The following is a 16,690-nucleotide window of genomic DNA, read 5'->3' on the forward strand; positions in this document are numbered from 1 at the left end:
TTCAGATAAATGAATATTACGCTAAGTGATGCGCCGGTAGAAAGGGATCTGTCAGGAAAAGTTGACAGGCACAGCGCGTGTGATGGTGTTTTGTTCTGTCGAAGGTAACTCTGGCCGACTGGAAGATATTTGCCGGGATGGCGCATTTTATCAGGGAGAAAAATGGCATGGCCTTTACGCTGCCTGCAAATCCGGTGAATACAGATGAATCCGCCTGTCCGGGTGAGTGTCTGATTATCGATTCACGGCAAGTGCTGCGCCAGCCTCACTGATCATTAAAGGCGGCTATGCCGCCTTTAATGTGTCACGCGAGATTCAGGCTGATTTGTTACCGCCCTTCTGCAGTGCCTCTTTCAGCTGGCCCAGCAGTTCGCGCCGAAAATCGCCAAGCCGTGGCTTATCCTGCTCCAGCCACGGCAGTGGACGACAAAGCTCCATCGCTTTGATGCCCAGCCTTGCAGTCAGCAGGCCTGCACCAATGCCCTGGGCAGCGCGCGTGGAAAGCCGGGCAGCGATATCCTGCGACATCCAGTCCATTCCCACTTCCCGCACCAGTTCGGACGCGCCGGCAAAAGCCATATTGAGCAGCACCAGGCGGAACAGCCGGATACGGCTGAAGTAGCCCAGTTCGATGCCGTATATCGCCGCGATGCGATTGACCAGCCGCAGATTACGCCAGGCGATAAACGCCATATCCACCAGTGCCAGCGGACTGACCGCAATCATCAGTGTTGCTTCCGCAGCATGACGACTGATTTCACGCCGCGCCTGCCTGTCCAGAACGGGCTGCACCAGCTGAGCATACAAGCGCACGATTTCGCTGTCATTGTGGGTTTCGTGCAGCGAGGCATGCCAGCGCTGCAGGGCCGGATGCGCCTGATCCAGTTCAGCCTGCTGGGCCAGCTTTTCGCAGAATGCCCGACCTTTACCGATACCATGACTGTGCAATAGCTCCCGGCCCACATCCCGCTCTTCGGCACGCTGACGCAGCTGGTAGAGCCGACGCCACTCAGTGGTCAGCGCGCCGACACCCGCCAGCACAATAAGTCCGCCTGCTACGCCGCTCCCCAGTGAAAACCAGTCGCGTGCCAGCCAGGCGTCATGCGTCCACTGCACCCCCTGCGCAATCACGCTAACGCCAAACAGCAGTGCGCCTGCGGTCACCATTTTGCGCCACAGACTGCGTTTAGGTTTCAGAGCCGCTTCCACTGCGCGCTCCCCTGCACCTTCTTCTTCTACGGCAACATCTTCATCCTGCACTGCCAGAAACGCAGCCTGCGCGTCCGCTTCAAAGGTCTGCGCCGGACGCAGCGGCGTGGTGGTGCTCTCATCCAGCGGACGAGCAAAATCGATACGCGGCTTCAGCGGATCACTCATCGCAATTTATCTCCCAATAAAAATTCCAGCGCGGCATCCATGCGGATATGCGGCAGTGGACGGTCGACGTCGAGCTGCTGCGGCCGGAACTGTTCAAACTGAAAACCCTGCTGCTGCCAGAAGGCATTGCCAGGCAGGCGCGGCGGGACTTCACCCGGATAGACGGTAAGCGGTTCACCATCATCCAGCCGGTGACCGCGCAGGGCCGGGATCTTCTCGCCACGGTGGTCGACCAGGCCGCTCTGTGTCGCCTGCACTGATGCCAGTCCGATGCAGTCCATGCTAATCCCCTCAAACGCGGCGTTCTGCCAGGCATCCTGCACCAGTTGCTGCAACAGCGAGACCATGTTGCCGTGCTGATCGCTGGTGATGTGATCCGCTTTAGTCGCCGCAAACAGTAATTTGTCGATCACCGGTGAGAAAAGCCGGCGAAACAGGGTGCGCTGGCCGTAATGAAAGCTCTGCATCAGCTGAGTCAGCGCCAGCCGCATATCATTAAACGCCTGAGGACCACTATTCAGGGGCTGGAGGCAGTCAACCAGCACGATCTGGCGGTCAAAACGCAGGAAGTGATTTTTGTAAAAGCCCTTCACCACATGCTGGCAGTAGTAGTTGAAGCGCTGCTGCAGCATGCTGAAGTTACTCCCCTTATCCGCCTGCGCCAGCTTAGTGAGTTGCGACTCATCAGCGGTTGGCCAGGGGAAAAACTGCAGCGCAGGCGCGCCTGCCATATCGCCAGGCAGCACGAACCGGCCAGGCTGAATAAAATGCAGGCCTTCAGATTTACAGCGATGCAGGTAGTCAGTCCAGGCCGCAGCAATCTCTGCCAGCTGGGTTTCATCGGCGGGAGCAAGCGGATCGAGTTTTTCGCAGAGCGTGCGCCAGGGTTTTGCCCACTCCGCACGATCGCCCTGCAGCAGACCGTTCATCTGCCGTGACCAGGCGAGATAATCCTGCGCCAGCATCGGCAGATCCAGTAGCCATTCTCCGGGATAGTCGACAATTTCCAGATAGAGTGTTGCCGTCTCTTTCAGATGACGCAGCAGCGAATCATTTGGACGGTAACGCAGCGCCAGACGCATTTCGCTGACGCCACGGGTGGGCGTCGGCCAGGCGGGCGGCGTGCTGTAGAGTTGTGCCAGGCCTTCGTCGTAGGTAAAGCGCGCGGTTCCCATGTCCCGCTGCGGCACCCGTTTGACGCCCAACAGTCGCTCGTCCCGCACAACGGAAAACAGCGGCAAACGTGCGCCGCTGTGAACCGTTAAAAGCTGATTGACCAGTGAGGTAATAAAGGCGGTTTTACCGCTGCGGCTTAATCCGGTGACCGCCAGCCGAAGGTGGCGATCAACGCCACGGTTCATTAATGCCATTAATTCACTTTGCAGTCTTTTCATCGTTCTCCCTGATGAAGCGCGATGCCACCCGATTCATCACGCGTTTCAGCAATGGCTCAAGTGCCACAGCCAGCAGAAGACGTAACGGGCGTCGCGCTACCGATTTCACCGCCCAGCCAGTGACACCGGCGGGACCGTAGGTAACAGCATTGATAATGATAAATTTAGCCGCCGACTTCAATGCAGGTGCCGCGCGGTGGCGAAAAGCAGTGGATCGCGAAAAAGACATCAACACCTCCATTGAGAGAGCGGACGGGCCCGTAACGGCCCGGCAATAATATAATCAAATCTGGCGGAAGCGGCTGCGTACGCTGAAAGTTTCAGACGTCACATAACGCTCCACGTCGCGCACGCTGCGCTCATCGCGCTGCAGCGCACTCTCCAGCTGGTCCAGCAGCTCGCTGGCGCTGAGCTGACGTTCGTCCTCCGTGACATTGGCGGGTTTCACATCCAGCACAAAACCCAGCACGAAATAGGCGACCACCGTAAACATAAACAGACCAAAGAACAGTGATAAGACCACAATGACCCGAAGCAGACGCACCGGAATATCGAGATACTCCGCCAGACCCGCACAGACGCCCATCAACTTTCCTTCGTCAGGCTTGCGCCACAACTTACGGCCTTTCATCATGGCTGCCTCCAGTTAGGGTGTTCGGCATCCAGAATCGCTTCCAGCGCGTCAATGCGTTCACGCATCCGCTGTGCATCCTGCGTAACACGCTGCAGGCGCTGGATTTCGCTTTGCGACAGTTCCGAACCGCCGTTGCGTTTGTTGTTGTAATGCAACCATAACCAGATCGGTGCGACAAACAGCACGAAGATCGTTAAGGGTATGGCAAGAAAAAGTGCGCTCATTGACTCTCCTTAATCACTTATTGCAACGTCGATGATTACTCACTGCGGTTCATTTTGGCTTTCAGCGCATTAAGCTGCTGGCTGATTTCATCATCCGCTTTCAGGTCAGTAAACTGCTGGTCCAGGGTTTTTGGCTTACCGAAACCGTGGCTTTCTGCTTCCGCTTCCATGTGGTCAATGCGTCGTTCAAAAGATTCAAACCGGGCCATCGCCTCGTCGATTTTACCGCTGTCCAGCTGACGACGAACATCGCGTGATGAAGAGGCCGCCTGGTGACGCAGTGTTAACGCCTGCTGGCGGGCACGTGTTTCAGTCAGCTTTTTCTCCAGCTCACTGATTTCGCCTTTCATACGTTCCAGCGTCTCTTCAACCTGGCCCACTTCCTGTTTCAGTGAAGCGATAAGGTCAGTGAGTTTCTGTTTTTCGATCAGTGCTGACCGCGCCAGATCATCTTTATCCTTGCGAAGCGCCAGTTCCGCTTTTTCCTGCCATTCGGCCTGCTGGATCTCTGCCTGCTCAATACGGCGTGACAGCTGTTTCTTTTCAGCCAGCGCCCGCGCAGAGGTGGAACGCACTTCGACTAAGGTGTCTTCCATTTCCTGAATCATCAGACGGACCAGTTTCTGCGGATCTTCAGCACGCTCCAGCAGGGAATTAATGTTGGCATTTACGATGTCAGCGAAACGAGAAAAAATACCCATAATGATGTTCCTCTTTTAATGTTTTAAAACGTGTTGCCCTGCTTAGTTAATACAAGATGCGTGCCAATTTTTATCGCATTGATTTTTAAGGAATTTGATATTTTACAGCCTCGTCCGCATATTTTAAGATAGTCAAAATGATTAAGGGATGGCGAAATTCATCATGACAGGCACTAACGATAATCTTTTAGGTGAGTCGAACAATTTTCTGGAGGTTCTTGAGCAGGTCTCCAGACTGGCTCCGCTGGAAAAGCCGGTTCTGGTGATTGGCGAGCGCGGAACGGGTAAAGAGCTGATCGCCAGCCGTCTGCACTATCTCTCTGACCGCTGGCAGGGACCGTTTATCTCGCTGAACTGCGCCGCGCTGAATGAGAACCTGCTCGATTCTGAACTCTTTGGTCATGAGGCCGGTGCCTTTACCGGTGCGCAGAAGCGCCATCTCGGACGTTTTGAGCGGGCTGATGGTGGCACGCTGTTTCTGGATGAGCTGGCAACCGCGCCGATGCTGGTGCAGGAAAAGCTGCTCAGGGTAATTGAATATGGGCAGCTGGAGCGTGTCGGCGGCAATCACTCCCTGCAGGTGAATGTGCGGCTGGTCTGCGCCACTAACGAGGATCTCCCTGCGCTGGCGGCAGAGGGGAAATTCCGAGCCGACCTGCTGGATCGTCTGGCCTTTGATGTGGTGCAGTTACCGCCCCTGCGCGAACGCCGCAGCGATATTCTGGTGATGGCCGATCATTTTGCCATCCAGATGTGCCGCGAACTCGGCCTGTTACTTTTTCCTGGTTTTACCGCTCAGGCGCAGCAGGCTCTGCTTGATTACCACTGGCCCGGCAACGTCCGTGAGCTTAAGAACGTCGTGGAACGCTCAGTCTATCGCCATAACAGCAGCGAGCAGTTGCTGGATAACGTCATTATCAACCCGTTTGCTTCACGTCCTGAACCGGTTGCGCTCATCCGTGCCAGTCAGAACGCGGAGAGTAACGACCTGCCCGCCCTGCCGCTGGATCTGCGCCAGTGGCAGAATCAACAGGAGCGGAATCTGGTTGAAGCCAGCCTGCAACAGGCACGCTATAACCAGCGTCGCGCCGCCGGGTTGCTAGGTGTTACCTATCATCAGCTGCGCGCGATGATGAAAAAGCACGACATAAAAGCCGAAAACTAAACAGGTCGACGATGACATCTTTGTCTCTTCGTTTTGTTTTCTGGTTAATCGCTGTCAAAACTGTCTGGTAACGTCCTGGCTGCTTTAGCAGGAACAAAAACAGCAATTACGTGTTATGCGGCTTAGTGCCCATTTTGTCAGGTTGCCTGAGGGTCGGAACCAGCAGGACAGCAGCTGTCACCATGACCACGGCCAGTGCTGACATCAGCAAAACATTGTCTGTGCCATATTGTGCCGCCAGCGGCCCCGCAACCAGTTGACCAATAGGAATGGAGATAAAGGAACCCATCGCATCATACGCGTACACGCGAGCCAGTTTATCGGCTGGGATATGAGTCTGTAATGAATGCGCCCAGGTTACGCCAAACAGGCCTAATGAAACGCCAGCGATAAAGAACCCTGCAATCAGCCATGCTGCTGATGCATTCAGGCCTAGCATCATTATCGGGAGTGCACAGAGACCTGCCAGCATAGCGCCAATCAGCAGATCACGACGTGGATGCCATTTCATAGCCAGAAATGATCCAGCAATTAAACCTGCGCTCTGGGCGGCCACAATCATCCCCCACTGCGCCCGCCCGAAAGAGGCGTCAGCAATTATCGGGCCATAGACTTCTACAATGCCATTAAACGCGACGTTGATAATGGCGAACTGAAGGACTATCGACCAAATCCAGCTTCGCCCGGCAAATTCTGCCCAGCCTTCTTTAATATCGCGCAGGATATTGCCTTGCATCGTCCCGCCCTTATTCGGGCTCACACGCATAAGGAAATAAAGCGGCGCGGAGACCGCAAATCCCAGCGCATCTATCGCCAGCCCCCAGCCCGGCCCGACAGCACTGGTCATCACGCCTCCCAGCGACGCTCCCAGTACCGTGCCGCCATAAACACTGAGCTGAATGAAAGCATTGGCCTGACGCAGGTGCTGTGCAGGCACGACCTGCGGAACCAGCGCAGAGGAAGCTGGCAGAGCAATCCCCGATGCCGCGCCATTCAGCGCGCCCAGCAAGGTGAGGCTGATTACTGTGGCTGAACCCTCAAGCACAGTCCACGCAACGAAAGCCTGAGAAACAGCAGCTATCAGCGCCGATACAACTAATACCCGACTACGTGAGTAACGGTCGGCAACCACACCGCCCACCAGCAGAAACAGCACGTTGAACAGGGAGCGGGATGCCACCACGACGCCTAAATCAGAGGCAGATCCATCCATATCCAGAACTGCAAAGGCCAGCGCGATGGGCGCGATTCCATTGCCCAGCACGGTAAACAAACGTCCGAAAAACAGATAACGAAAGGAGGGATAGTGGAAAGCCTGAGCGCTTTTCTGGAATTTAGTCATTGTCCGGCGTTGGTTGGGCAGAGGTTGTGCTTATAGTAACGGCGTTTCTGTAATAGTTAAGTCCGGTTTTAAGCCGGTCTTGCTCAGGTAAATGCCAGGCCATTACAGATATCATTCTGTTTTACTCTTTTTCCATCCCCATGCTTTCATGCAAAACCGCAATCAGTGCACCTGTTCAGTCAGCGGTGATCCTGCTCTTCAGAGCTATGCACCCGACAAAAAAAAGCCCGCCATGAGGCGGGCAACAATACTGGAAGCAATGTGAGCAATGTCGTGCTCTTCTTCGGCAGAGCCACCGTCGAAGTGCATATGAATAATAATCATTCCTATTATCATTTGTAAAGCACCCGTTGAGAATTTTTCTCATTACCACACCTTCTGTGCGCTCTTTTTCCTGATGCAGGATGAAAAACAGCCTGGTAGCCGCTGCAGGTTTTGGGACAATGCCCGCTTTGAGATACACTCTGCCTAATGCCTCAAAATCGTTGAGTTCTATGTCAAAACTACTATGTTCGCTGTTGCTCAGCCTCAGCGTGTTGAGTACCCCTGCGTGGTCAGCGCCTGCGGGTGATATCCGCCAGACCGGCTTTGTCTATTGCGTCAGCGGCACGCTGAATACCTTTAACCCGCAGATGGCCAGCAGCGGGCTGACTGTCGATACCCTGGCGGCACAACTTTATGACCGCCTGCTGGATGTTGATCCCTACACTTATCGTCTCAAACCCGATCTTGCGTCCAGCTGGGAAGTGCGCGACAACGGCGCAACGTATCGCTTTCATCTGCGGAGCGGCGTGCAGTTTCAGCAGACCAATCAGTTCCACCCTACCCGACCGCTGAACGCAGACGACGTTGTTTTCAGCTTCGAGCGGATGTTTGACCGTAATCACCCCTGGCATAACGTCAACGGCGGTAATTATCCCTATTTTGATAGCCTGCAATTTTCCGACTCAGTGCAGAGCGTGAAGAAAATCGACAGCAGGACGGTTGAGTTCAGACTCAACAGCCCGGATGCGTCGTTCCTGTGGCACATGGCGACCCACTATGCGCCGGTGCTGTCGAAGGAGTATGCCGACCAGCTGACGGCGCAGGGACGCCAGGAAGAGATGGACAGGCAACCCGTTGGCACCGGCCCTTATCTGCTCAGCGAATATCGCACCGGTCAGTACATCCGTCTGGCGCGCAATCCTCACTACTGGAAGGGTGTTCCGCGTCTGCAACAGGCGGTAATCGATCTGGGGTCTGGCGGTACCGGACGGCTCTCCAAACTGTTAACCGGCGAATGCGATGTACTGGCCTATCCAGCGGCCAGCCAGCTCAGCATTCTGCGCGATGATCCGCGCCTGCGGATGACCCTGCGTCCTGGCATGAACATCGCCTATCTGGCTTTTAATACCCGCAAGCCGCCGCTCGACCGTCCTGAAGTGCGTCACGCGCTGGCGCTGGCAATCAACAATGAGCGGCTGATGGAGTCGATTTATTACGGCACCGCCGAAACGGCTGCCTCCATATTACCGCGCGCTTCCTGGGCCTATGACAATGATGCGCGTATTACCAGCTATGATCCGGATAAATCCCGGGCCGCGCTGGCAGCATTGGGCATCAGCGATTTGCATCTGCGACTGGTGGTGCCAGTGGCATCGCAGTCCTGGAATCCCAGCCCACTTAAAACCGCCGAATTGTTACAGGCAGATCTGGCACAGGTTGGTGTGCGGCTGACGATTGTACCGGTAGAAGGCCGTTTCCAGGAGGCGCAGCTGATGGCGATGAATCATGATCTGACGCTGTCAGGCTGGGCCACTGACAGTAACGATCCTGACAGCTTCTTCCGTCCTCTGCTCAGCTGTGCGGCGATTCGCTCACAGACCAATTACGCGCACTGGTGCTCGCCGGCCTTTGACGAAACACTGCAGAACGCCCTGTTATCACAACAACTTTCGGGCCGCATCGACAGCTATGACAAAGCGCAACAGATTCTGGCACAGGAGTTACCGGTACTGCCGCTGGCATCCTCTCTGCGGCTCCAGGCGTTTCGTTATGATATCAAGGGGCTGGTGCTGAGTCCGTTTGGCAACGCCTCGTTTGCCGGTGTTTATCGTGAAGCTGATGAGGGGAGTAAATGATTATCTATATTTTGCGGCGCCTGCTACTGCTGCTCATCACCCTGTTTCTGCTGTCGCTGGTCAGCTTCAGCCTGAGCTATTTTACCCCTAATGCGCCGCTGGAAGGCGCTGCACTCTCGGACGCCTGGTGGTTCTGGTTTAAAGGGATGCTGCAGTTTGATTTCGGCGTCTCCAGCACTAACGGTCAGGAGATTGGTTTACAGCTGCGCGAGGTGTTCCCGGCCACCATGGAGCTCTGTATCCTGGCGTTTCTGTTTGCGCTGCTGGTGGGCATTCCGCTGGGAATCTGTGCCGGTGTGATGCGCAACAAATGGCAGGATAAAACCATCAGTGCGCTGGCGCTGATTGGCTTTTCTGCGCCGATCTTCTGGCTGGCGCTGATTCTGACGCTCTTTTTCTCGCTGACGCTGGGCTGGCTGCCAGTGTCAGGTCGCCACGATCTGCTTTATCCGGTTCAGAACGTCTCTGGTTTTGCGCTGATTGACGCCTGGCTGAGTCGTTCGCCGTGGCGACATGAGATGATTATCAGTGTCCTCTCGCACCTTATTTTGCCGGTGCTGGTGCTGGCGATGGCACCGACAACAGAGGTGATACGTCTGCTGCGCAACAGCACCAGCGACGTGATGGACAAAAATTATATCAAAGCGGCCGCCACGCGCGGTCTTTCACGCTTTACCGTCATCCGCCGCCACGTGCTGCATAACGCGCTGCCGCCGGTGATTCCACGTCTTGGCTTGCAATTTTCCACCATGCTGACGCTGGCGATGATTACTGAGATGGTCTTTAACTGGCCTGGTCTGGGACGCTGGCTGATTAACGCGATTCGCCAGCAGGATTATGCGGCGATCTCAGCCGGTGTCATGGTTATTGGCGGACTGGTGATCCTGGTGAATGTGATTTCTGACGTCATTGGCGCGGCCATGAATCCGCTGAAACATAAGGAATGGTATGCCGTCCGATAATATCTACGCCGAAAAACGCCTGCCCAGCGCATTTCGTCAGAGCTGGCATCATTTCTACGGCAACCCGATTTCAATGGTCGGACTGTATGGCTTTGGCGCACTATTATTGCTCTGCCTGTTTGGCGGTCTGATAGCACCCTACGGTATTGACCAGCAGTTCCTGGGCTATCAGCTGCTGCCGCCCTCCTGGTCACGCTATGGCGATGTCTCGTTCTTTCTCGGGACTGACGATCTGGGTCGCGATGTGCTGAGCCGCCTGCTGAGTGGCGCAGGCCCCACAGTGGGTTCTGCGATTCTTGTGACGATCTCCGCCACCCTCGGTGCGCTGGTATTGGGCGTGCTGGCGGGCATGACGCACGGTATCCGCTCGGCCGTCATGAACCATGTCCTGGACACCCTGCTCTCGATTCCGTCGCTGTTGCTGGCGATTATCGTGGTGGCGTTTCTCGGGCCACGACTCGAACATGCGCTGCTGGCCGTCTGGCTGGCATTGATGCCACGTCTGGTCCGCGAAATATACAGCGCCGTGCATGATGAGCTGGAAAAGGAGTATGTGGTGGCTGCTCGCCTTGATGGCGCTCGCGGTCGCAACATTCTGCGCTATGCCATATTGCCCAATATTCTGCCGCTGCTGATTACCGAAATAACCCGCGCGCTGTCGATGGCTATTCTGGACATTGCCGCACTTGGCTTTCTCGACCTTGGCGCGCAGTTGCCTTCGCCGGAATGGGGCGCGATGCTCGGCGATTCACTGGAACTGATCTACGTCGCACCCTGGACCGTTATGCTGCCCGGCGTGGCGCTGATGGTGAGCGTATTAATTGTTAACCTGCTCGGTGACGGCATCCGTCGCGCCGTCGAAGCGGGAGTGGAATAAATGCCGTTACTCGATATCCGTAATCTCACCATTGAATTTATGACCGCTGACGGGCCGGTCAAAGCCGTTGACCGCGTTAATCTGACGCTGGGCGAAGGCGAAGTCCGGGGACTGGTCGGGGAATCCGGCTCCGGCAAGAGTCTGGTCGCCAAAGCTATCTGCGGCGTCACCAACGATAACTGGCGTGTCACCGCTGACCGCATGGTGTTTGATGATGTGGACCTGCTACGCTTATCGCCGCGCGAGCGTCGTCGCATTATCGGACACAACGTCTCAATGATTTTTCAGGAGCCGCAATCCTGTCTGGATCCCTCAGAGAGCATTGGTCGCCAGTTGATGCAGGTGATCCCGCGCTGGACGTACAAAGGGCCATGGCTGAAACGCTTCTGGTTCTGGCGCAAAACCCGCGCTATCGAACTGCTGCATCGCGTCGGCATCAAAGATCACAAAGATATTATGCGCAGCTTCCCTTATGAGCTGACTGAAGGTGAGTGCCAGAAAGTGATGATCGCCATTGCGCTGGCTAACCAGCCGCGCCTGCTGATTGCGGATGAACCAACAAATGCCATGGAACCGACCACCCAGGCGCAGATTTTCCGCCTGCTGAGCCGTCTCAACCAGAATAACAACACCACTATTCTGCTGATCAGCCATGACCTGCGCACAATGAGTCAGTGGGCAGATCGAATCAACGTGATGTACTGCGGTCAGACGGTGGAAACCGCCCAGAGCGAAGATTTGATGAGTACGCCGCATCACCCTTATACCCAGGCGCTGATTCGGGCCATGCCCGATTTTGGGCGCGCCCTGCCGCACAAAAGCCGTCTTAATACCCTGTCGGGCGCGATTCCGTCGCTGGAGAGTTTACCGATTGGCTGTCGTCTGGGGCCTCGCTGTCCCTATGCCCAGCGTAAATGTATCGAAACGCCACGGCTCACCGGCAGCAAAACTCATCTCTACGCCTGTCATTTCCCGCTGAATATGGAGGGCCAGTAGCATGGAGACCCTGCTGGAAGTGCGCAACCTGAGCAAAACCTTTCGCTACCGTACGGGCCTGTTTCGCCGTCAGCACGTTGAAGCAGTGAAATCGGTAAGCTTTACCCTGCGTGAGAAACAGACGCTGGCGATTATCGGCGAAAACGGCTCGGGTAAATCCACCCTGGCGAAGATGCTCAGCGGCATGGTCGCCCCCACTGAAGGTGAGATTCTGATTGACGATCATCCGCTGACCTTCGGCGATTATGGCTATCGCAGTCAGCGCATACGCATGATTTTTCAGGATCCCTCAACCTCACTGAATCCGCGACAGCGCATCAGTCAGATCCTGGAGTTTCCGTTGCGGCTCAATACCGAGCTGAATGCGGAGGAGCGCGAGAAACGCATCATTGCTACGCTACGTCAGGTTGGCTTACTGCGCGATCATGCCGGGTACTATCCTCACATGCTGGCGCCCGGTCAGAAACAGCGTCTGGGTCTGGCGCGTGCATTGATCCTCCAGCCTAAAGTCATTGTGGCCGACGAAGCGCTGGCCTCGCTGGATATGACTATGCGATCTCAGCTGGTGAATCTGATGCTGGAACTGCAGGAGAAGCACGGGATCGCCTACATTTATGTCACGCAGCATCTGGGCATGATGAAGCACATCAGCGATAAAGTGCTGGTGATGCATCAGGGCGAAGTGGTCGAGCGCGGCGGCACGGCGGACGTGCTGGCCTCCCCGCTGCATGATCTGACACGACGGCTGATCAGCAGCCACTTTGGCGAAGCACTGAGTGCCGAAGCCTGGCGGCGTGAGCGCTGATTTTTGCTGCATATCGCGGAAATTGCGGGGCGATTTACCTGATTTATGAGAGACGTGCTAGAATCCGCACGTCGATTAACGTCGGTCGCTTACTTTTTAATCATGCGGCCGCCAACTACAATGACCATAAGGATTACAGCTATGGGTTTTCTTTCCGGTAAGCGCATTCTGATTACTGGCGTTGCCAGTAAACTTTCCATCGCCTACGGTATTGCACAGGCGATGCACAAACAGGGCGCAGAACTGGCTTTCACCTACCAGAACGACAAGTTAAAAGGTCGTGTGGAAGAGTTTGCCAAAGAGTTGGGTTCAGACATCGTGCTGCCATGTGACGTAGCTGAAGATGAGAGCATCAAATCTCTGTTCACTGAACTGGCAAAAACCTGGCCAAAATTTGACGGTTTCGTTCACTCTATCGGTTTCGCGCCTGGCGACCAGCTGGTAGGCGACTACGTGAACGCCGTGACTCGTGAAGGCTTTAAAATCGCGCATGATATCAGTGCTTACAGCTTCGTCGCGATGGCCAAAGAGTGCCGCGAGATGCTGAATCCACAGTCTGCGCTGCTGACCCTCTCATACCTGGGTGCTGAGCGCGCAATCCCGAACTACAACGTGATGGGTCTGGCGAAAGCGTCGCTGGAAGCTAACGTGCGTTATATGGCGAACGCCATGGGGCCGGAAGGCGTGCGTGTTAACGCCGTTTCTGCGGGTCCAATCCGCACCCTGGCAGCTTCAGGCATCAAAGATTTCCGTAAGATGCTGGCGCATTGCGAAGCGGTCACCCCGATTCGCCGTACTGTCACCATTGAAGATGTCGGCAACTCAGCAGCATTCCTCTGCTCTGATCTGGCTGGCGGCATCACCGGTGAAGTGGTACACGTTGATGGCGGCTTTAGCATCGCTGCAATGAACGAGCTGGAACTGAAATAAGTTCCGCAAGGGCGAGCCTGGCTCGCCCTTCTCTTTATCCCCGCCTCGCTCTTCCTGCCTGATTTCGCTCCCGTTATACCGTAACGCTATTAATTATCACCGATCATTCTTTTGCCCCGGCCTGCCCATCAGCGACGATAAGCCTGACCTTCGGTTTATGCACATTTTCAGACTTTGCCGCCTGCATGCCGAACCCGATTTTGCAAAAGGATTGATCATGGAACAACGCCGCTATCCGGGCCATAACCACTGGTTTTATGAAAGCCAGACCAGTCCACGTATTGCTCAGGCCGCACCGCTGGTGCCAGAGGCTGCCCATATTGATGACCGTTTTCTGCTGGGATGCTACGCCGATAACACCGTAGTGCAGTCACTGCTGCGCACGCATCAGCCGGCCCTGCTGGCCGCGCGCGATCTGGCACAACTGCTTTTTCCTGATCGCGTCAACAACTCACTCACTCATACACTAACGCTCTACGATCGCCTCAGTACTGCGCTAACCGTCGCGCAGGTCGCGGGCGTGCAGCGGTTGTGTAATCACTACTCTGCCCGATTAAATCCATTGCCCGGGCCCGACTCCTCACGCGAGAGTAATAATCGCCTGACCCAGATCACACAGTATGCCCGCCAGCTGGCGATGCAGCCTGAGCTCATCAACGCGAGCGCGATCACCGCCCTCGATGCGGTCGGCCTGACTGAACCCGATATTGTCACGCTGAATCAGGTGATCGGGTTTGTCAGTTACCAGGCACGCGTGGTTGCCGGATTGCAGGCGCTGCAGGGTCAGCCGGTACGCTGGCTGCCGGGCAGCTCCCTGCCCCCTGATGCTGATTCCACCGGTTTTGACCAGCCTGCCCGCTGGCAGCCCGTGCTGAAACCGCTGGAGTTGCGCTATGCCAGTGCTGAGCAGCTCGCTGCCGTTACCCGCTGTCAGTCTCTGCCCGGCATGCAGGAGGCGGTATGGCTGCTGGCCCATGATCCCTCGGCGCTCTATGGCTGGGCGCAGCTGTGTCAGCATCTTTCTCAGGAGGATACGCTGGCCGAGGCAACCGCTGCGCGTATTCTGGGCAGTCGCTGGGCGTTCCGGCTGCTGGACGGGAACGACATCCTGATTGAGGGTGTGGAGGAGACGGCGTCAAAAGGTGAAGAACAGCTGATTATTGCGCTGTCGGTCCAGCTGACCCGGTCACCTGAGCGATTCAGCGCCGCCCACCTGCAACCGCTGATGGAGGCAGGCTGGGAGGCTGAAGCGTTGTTCGCGCTAATACAGCGTGTTGCGCTAGGCAACTGGAACAGCCGCCTGTTTTACGCGCTGGGCGAGGCGAAGTAACTGCGTTATACCGGCAGCAGACCACGCGCTTCGTCGAAAAAGTGCTGTGCCAGCGGTGTGGCACGGCCAGGTTCGGCTATCACCAGTGCCGCCTGACGTGCCATCGGCGGCAGCGTAATGGCGCGCTGCTGCAGTCCCTGCAGTGAAGCGGGCAGCAGGTGACCAACCGGTGACACCAGCAACCCCAGCCCGACCTGCGCACACTGCATCAGTTGCATAATAGAGGCACTCTCAACGATCACTCGCGGCACCAGTGCCGCCTCGCGAAACGCCATATCAATGTAGCGGCGGAAATAGCGCGTGGGCTCCGCCAGACAAAGTGGCTGTTGAGCCAGTTCATCCAGCGTCAGCGGGGTTCCCCCCACCAGCTCGGGGAAATGGTCGGGATGGAATACAGCTTCAGCGCCCCGGTCTGCCAGCATCTCGGTCTGAAAATGGAGTTCCCGTAGCGTCGCCATCTCGAAAAAACCGATACCGACATCCACGGTGTGGCTATTGAGCGCTTCCAGCAGCTGATCAGCACTCAGCACCGCAATGCGGTAGTCGAGCTGGGGATAACGCGCCTGCACCGCTTTCAGCAGCAACGGCAGCGCCATGCTGCACTGCGGCACCACGCCAACCCGCAGCGTGCCGTTTACCCCATGTTTCAGTGATTCAACTTCCAGCTTCAGCCCCTGATACACCGACACGATTTCCCGCGCCCAGGCCAGCACGCGATCGCCCTCTGGCGTAAATCCGGCAAAGTTATTGCTGCGGTTAATCAGCGGCAGGCCCAGCTCGCGCTCCAGGTTTTTCAGGCGCATCGAGAGCGTTGGCTGTGTAACAAAACTGGCTTCTGCGGCCCGCCCGAAATGGCGTTCACGCTCCAGATTACATAGGTAGATCAGTTGTTTAATGTCGATGTTATTTATCCATCTGCAGGTTAAAGCGTGTTTTCGTCACTGTCTCGCTGTCAGAGTCAACCCGAGTTAAGAGTGAGATGTTACCCTGCTTAACCATGGCGGTTTTAACCGCACGGTTCATTGGCGCAAGGGGAACGATGAATCAGCAACCGATGTGCCCTGAAAAAGCGGCAGAGCGTATGCCCCTCTACATCTTCACGACCGCTGTTTTCGCGGGTTTAGTGAATATGGCATTCAGCGCCAGACAGATTAAGCCGAACCCCACCGGTAGCAAAAAATCGTAGCCTAGCACCCGGTAAAGCCCGATTCCGGCTATTCCTCCTGCGAGGAAAGCCAGCAATGTCAGCGTGTGCAGTCGCAGCCGGTCCAGATAAAGCGGCGCATCTTTCGGCGAGGTTTTACGCCGCAGCACCTCAAACAGCATCGCCATTTCAATGCCGATGTCGGTCGCTGTGCCAGAAATATGGGTTGTACGAACACGTGCATTAGAGATCCGCGTAACAACCGCATTTTGCAACCCCATCAGGAAGCTCAGGCTCATGATTAACACCACGCCAGGTGACAGCGGCGGAAAGTGATTCTCGATCACGCCCAGCGCAATCAGCGCGGTGCCCTCCAGCAGGATGACAAACGCATAGATAGTGCGGATATTTCTGCGGTGCCCGGCATTAATGACGAGGGTCGAAAACAGGGAACCGACAATAAATAACAGGACGATCGACAGAAAAAACAGGCCGGGCCCCAGATTCGCTTTTGCCAGATGATCGGACAACAGCGAGACATTCCCTGTCATGTTGGCTGAAAAAAAACCGACGATCTCAAAGGCTGCGGTATTCAGCGCGCCTGCAGCAGCGGCAAGCGTGCAGGCGAGTCGGGTATCGGCGCTATTGCTGCGGCCATGGGTGCTGGTTAGCATGACGACCCTGTGTTC

At 56.0% G+C, this 16,690-nt stretch carries 17 protein-coding genes; 8 read left to right on the forward strand and 9 right to left on the reverse strand.

What is annotated here, in order from left to right:
• Positions 1-315: 315 nt before the first annotated feature.
• From AC6I77_RS09590 to pspA, 6 genes are read right to left on the reverse strand one after another with little or no spacing between them, the layout of a single operon-like run.
• The gene (locus AC6I77_RS09590; protein WP_003853794.1) at positions 316-1,377 is read right to left on the reverse strand and encodes a YcjF family protein; all 1,062 of its coding nucleotides are present in this window, start codon (positions 1,375-1,377) and stop codon (positions 316-318) included.
• Positions 1,374-2,771 carry a YcjX family GTP-binding protein gene (locus tag AC6I77_RS09595; protein WP_039660168.1) on the reverse strand — a complete coding sequence of 466 codons (1,398 nt, stop codon included), beginning with the start codon at positions 2,769-2,771 and terminating at the stop codon, positions 1,374-1,376. The genes AC6I77_RS09590 and AC6I77_RS09595 overlap by 4 nt, the downstream gene beginning before the upstream one ends.
• Entirely contained in the window at positions 2,752-3,000 is a 249-nt protein-coding gene (gene pspD / locus AC6I77_RS09600) for a phage shock protein PspD (RefSeq protein WP_039660166.1), read from the reverse strand. Before pspD ends, AC6I77_RS09595 begins: the two co-directional genes overlap by 20 nt.
• A gap of 54 nt (positions 3,001-3,054) precedes the next feature.
• A complete protein-coding gene (gene pspC, locus AC6I77_RS09605; RefSeq protein WP_039660164.1) occupies positions 3,055-3,405 on the reverse strand; it encodes an envelope stress response membrane protein PspC in 351 nt (116 codons plus the stop codon).
• Entirely contained in the window at positions 3,402-3,629 is a 228-nt protein-coding gene (gene pspB, locus AC6I77_RS09610; RefSeq protein WP_003853799.1) for an envelope stress response membrane protein PspB, read from the reverse strand. The genes pspC and pspB overlap by 4 nt, the downstream gene beginning before the upstream one ends.
• A gap of 35 nt (positions 3,630-3,664) precedes the next feature.
• Positions 3,665-4,330: a phage shock protein PspA gene (pspA, locus tag AC6I77_RS09615; RefSeq protein ID WP_008925259.1), complete on the reverse strand. Its 666-nt coding sequence runs from the start codon at positions 4,328-4,330 to the stop codon at positions 3,665-3,667.
• 163 nt (positions 4,331-4,493) lie between these two features.
• On the opposite strand from pspA, the gene pspF reads away from it, so the two are divergent.
• Positions 4,494-5,495, forward strand: coding sequence for a phage shock protein operon transcriptional activator (gene pspF / locus AC6I77_RS09620; RefSeq protein WP_039660487.1), 1,002 nt, complete (start codon positions 4,494-4,496; stop codon positions 5,493-5,495).
• Between the two features lie 106 nt (positions 5,496-5,601).
• On the opposite strand, the gene AC6I77_RS09625 is transcribed toward pspF, so the two are convergent.
• Entirely contained in the window at positions 5,602-6,837 is a 1,236-nt protein-coding gene (locus AC6I77_RS09625; protein ID WP_039660161.1) for an MFS transporter, read from the reverse strand.
• A 494-nt stretch (positions 6,838-7,331) separates the two neighbouring features.
• Between AC6I77_RS09625 and sapA the strand changes: the two genes are divergently transcribed.
• The 7 genes from sapA to AC6I77_RS09660 all read left to right on the forward strand — a co-directional run bounded on the left by sapA (position 7,332) and on the right by AC6I77_RS09660 (position 14,857).
• Positions 7,332-8,957 (forward strand): ABC transporter substrate-binding protein SapA, encoded by a 1,626-nt coding sequence (sapA, locus tag AC6I77_RS09630; RefSeq protein WP_497816848.1) that lies wholly within the window; start codon positions 7,332-7,334, stop codon positions 8,955-8,957.
• Positions 8,954-9,919: a putrescine export ABC transporter permease SapB gene (gene sapB / locus AC6I77_RS09635; protein ID WP_485525763.1), complete on the forward strand. Its 966-nt coding sequence runs from the start codon at positions 8,954-8,956 to the stop codon at positions 9,917-9,919. Before sapA ends, sapB begins: the two co-directional genes overlap by 4 nt.
• Positions 9,906-10,796, forward strand: a complete 891-nt coding sequence (gene sapC, locus AC6I77_RS09640; RefSeq protein WP_078804454.1) for a putrescine export ABC transporter permease SapC — start codon at positions 9,906-9,908, stop codon at positions 10,794-10,796. Before sapB ends, sapC begins: the two co-directional genes overlap by 14 nt.
• Positions 10,797-11,792, forward strand: a complete 996-nt coding sequence (gene sapD, locus AC6I77_RS09645; protein WP_003853811.1) for a putrescine export ABC transporter ATP-binding protein SapD — start codon at positions 10,797-10,799, stop codon at positions 11,790-11,792.
• A gap of 1 nt (position 11,793) precedes the next feature.
• Complete coding sequence (sapF, locus tag AC6I77_RS09650; RefSeq protein WP_003853814.1) at positions 11,794-12,597, forward strand: putrescine export ABC transporter ATP-binding protein SapF; 804 nt, start codon at positions 11,794-11,796, stop codon at positions 12,595-12,597.
• Positions 12,598-12,738: 141 nt separating this feature from the next.
• Positions 12,739-13,527, forward strand: a complete 789-nt coding sequence (gene fabI / locus AC6I77_RS09655; RefSeq protein ID WP_003853816.1) for an enoyl-ACP reductase FabI — start codon at positions 12,739-12,741, stop codon at positions 13,525-13,527.
• 217 nt (positions 13,528-13,744) lie between these two features.
• Positions 13,745-14,857 carry a CMD domain-containing protein gene (locus AC6I77_RS09660; protein ID WP_008925264.1) on the forward strand — a complete coding sequence of 371 codons (1,113 nt, stop codon included), beginning with the start codon at positions 13,745-13,747 and terminating at the stop codon, positions 14,855-14,857.
• 5 nt (positions 14,858-14,862) lie between these two features.
• Here the strand turns inward: AC6I77_RS09660 and AC6I77_RS09665 are convergent, their stop codons facing one another.
• Together AC6I77_RS09665 and AC6I77_RS09670 are read right to left on the reverse strand one after the other, a co-directional pair.
• Positions 14,863-15,759, reverse strand: coding sequence for a LysR family transcriptional regulator (locus tag AC6I77_RS09665; protein ID WP_033743061.1), 897 nt, complete (start codon positions 15,757-15,759; stop codon positions 14,863-14,865).
• 187 nt (positions 15,760-15,946) lie between these two features.
• Positions 15,947-16,675, reverse strand: a complete 729-nt coding sequence (locus AC6I77_RS09670) for a YoaK family protein (protein WP_039660150.1) — start codon at positions 16,673-16,675, stop codon at positions 15,947-15,949.
• Positions 16,676-16,690 lie beyond the last annotated feature (15 nt).

The organism is Pantoea sp. X-Soil-ISGK-259 (assembly GCF_059730705.1).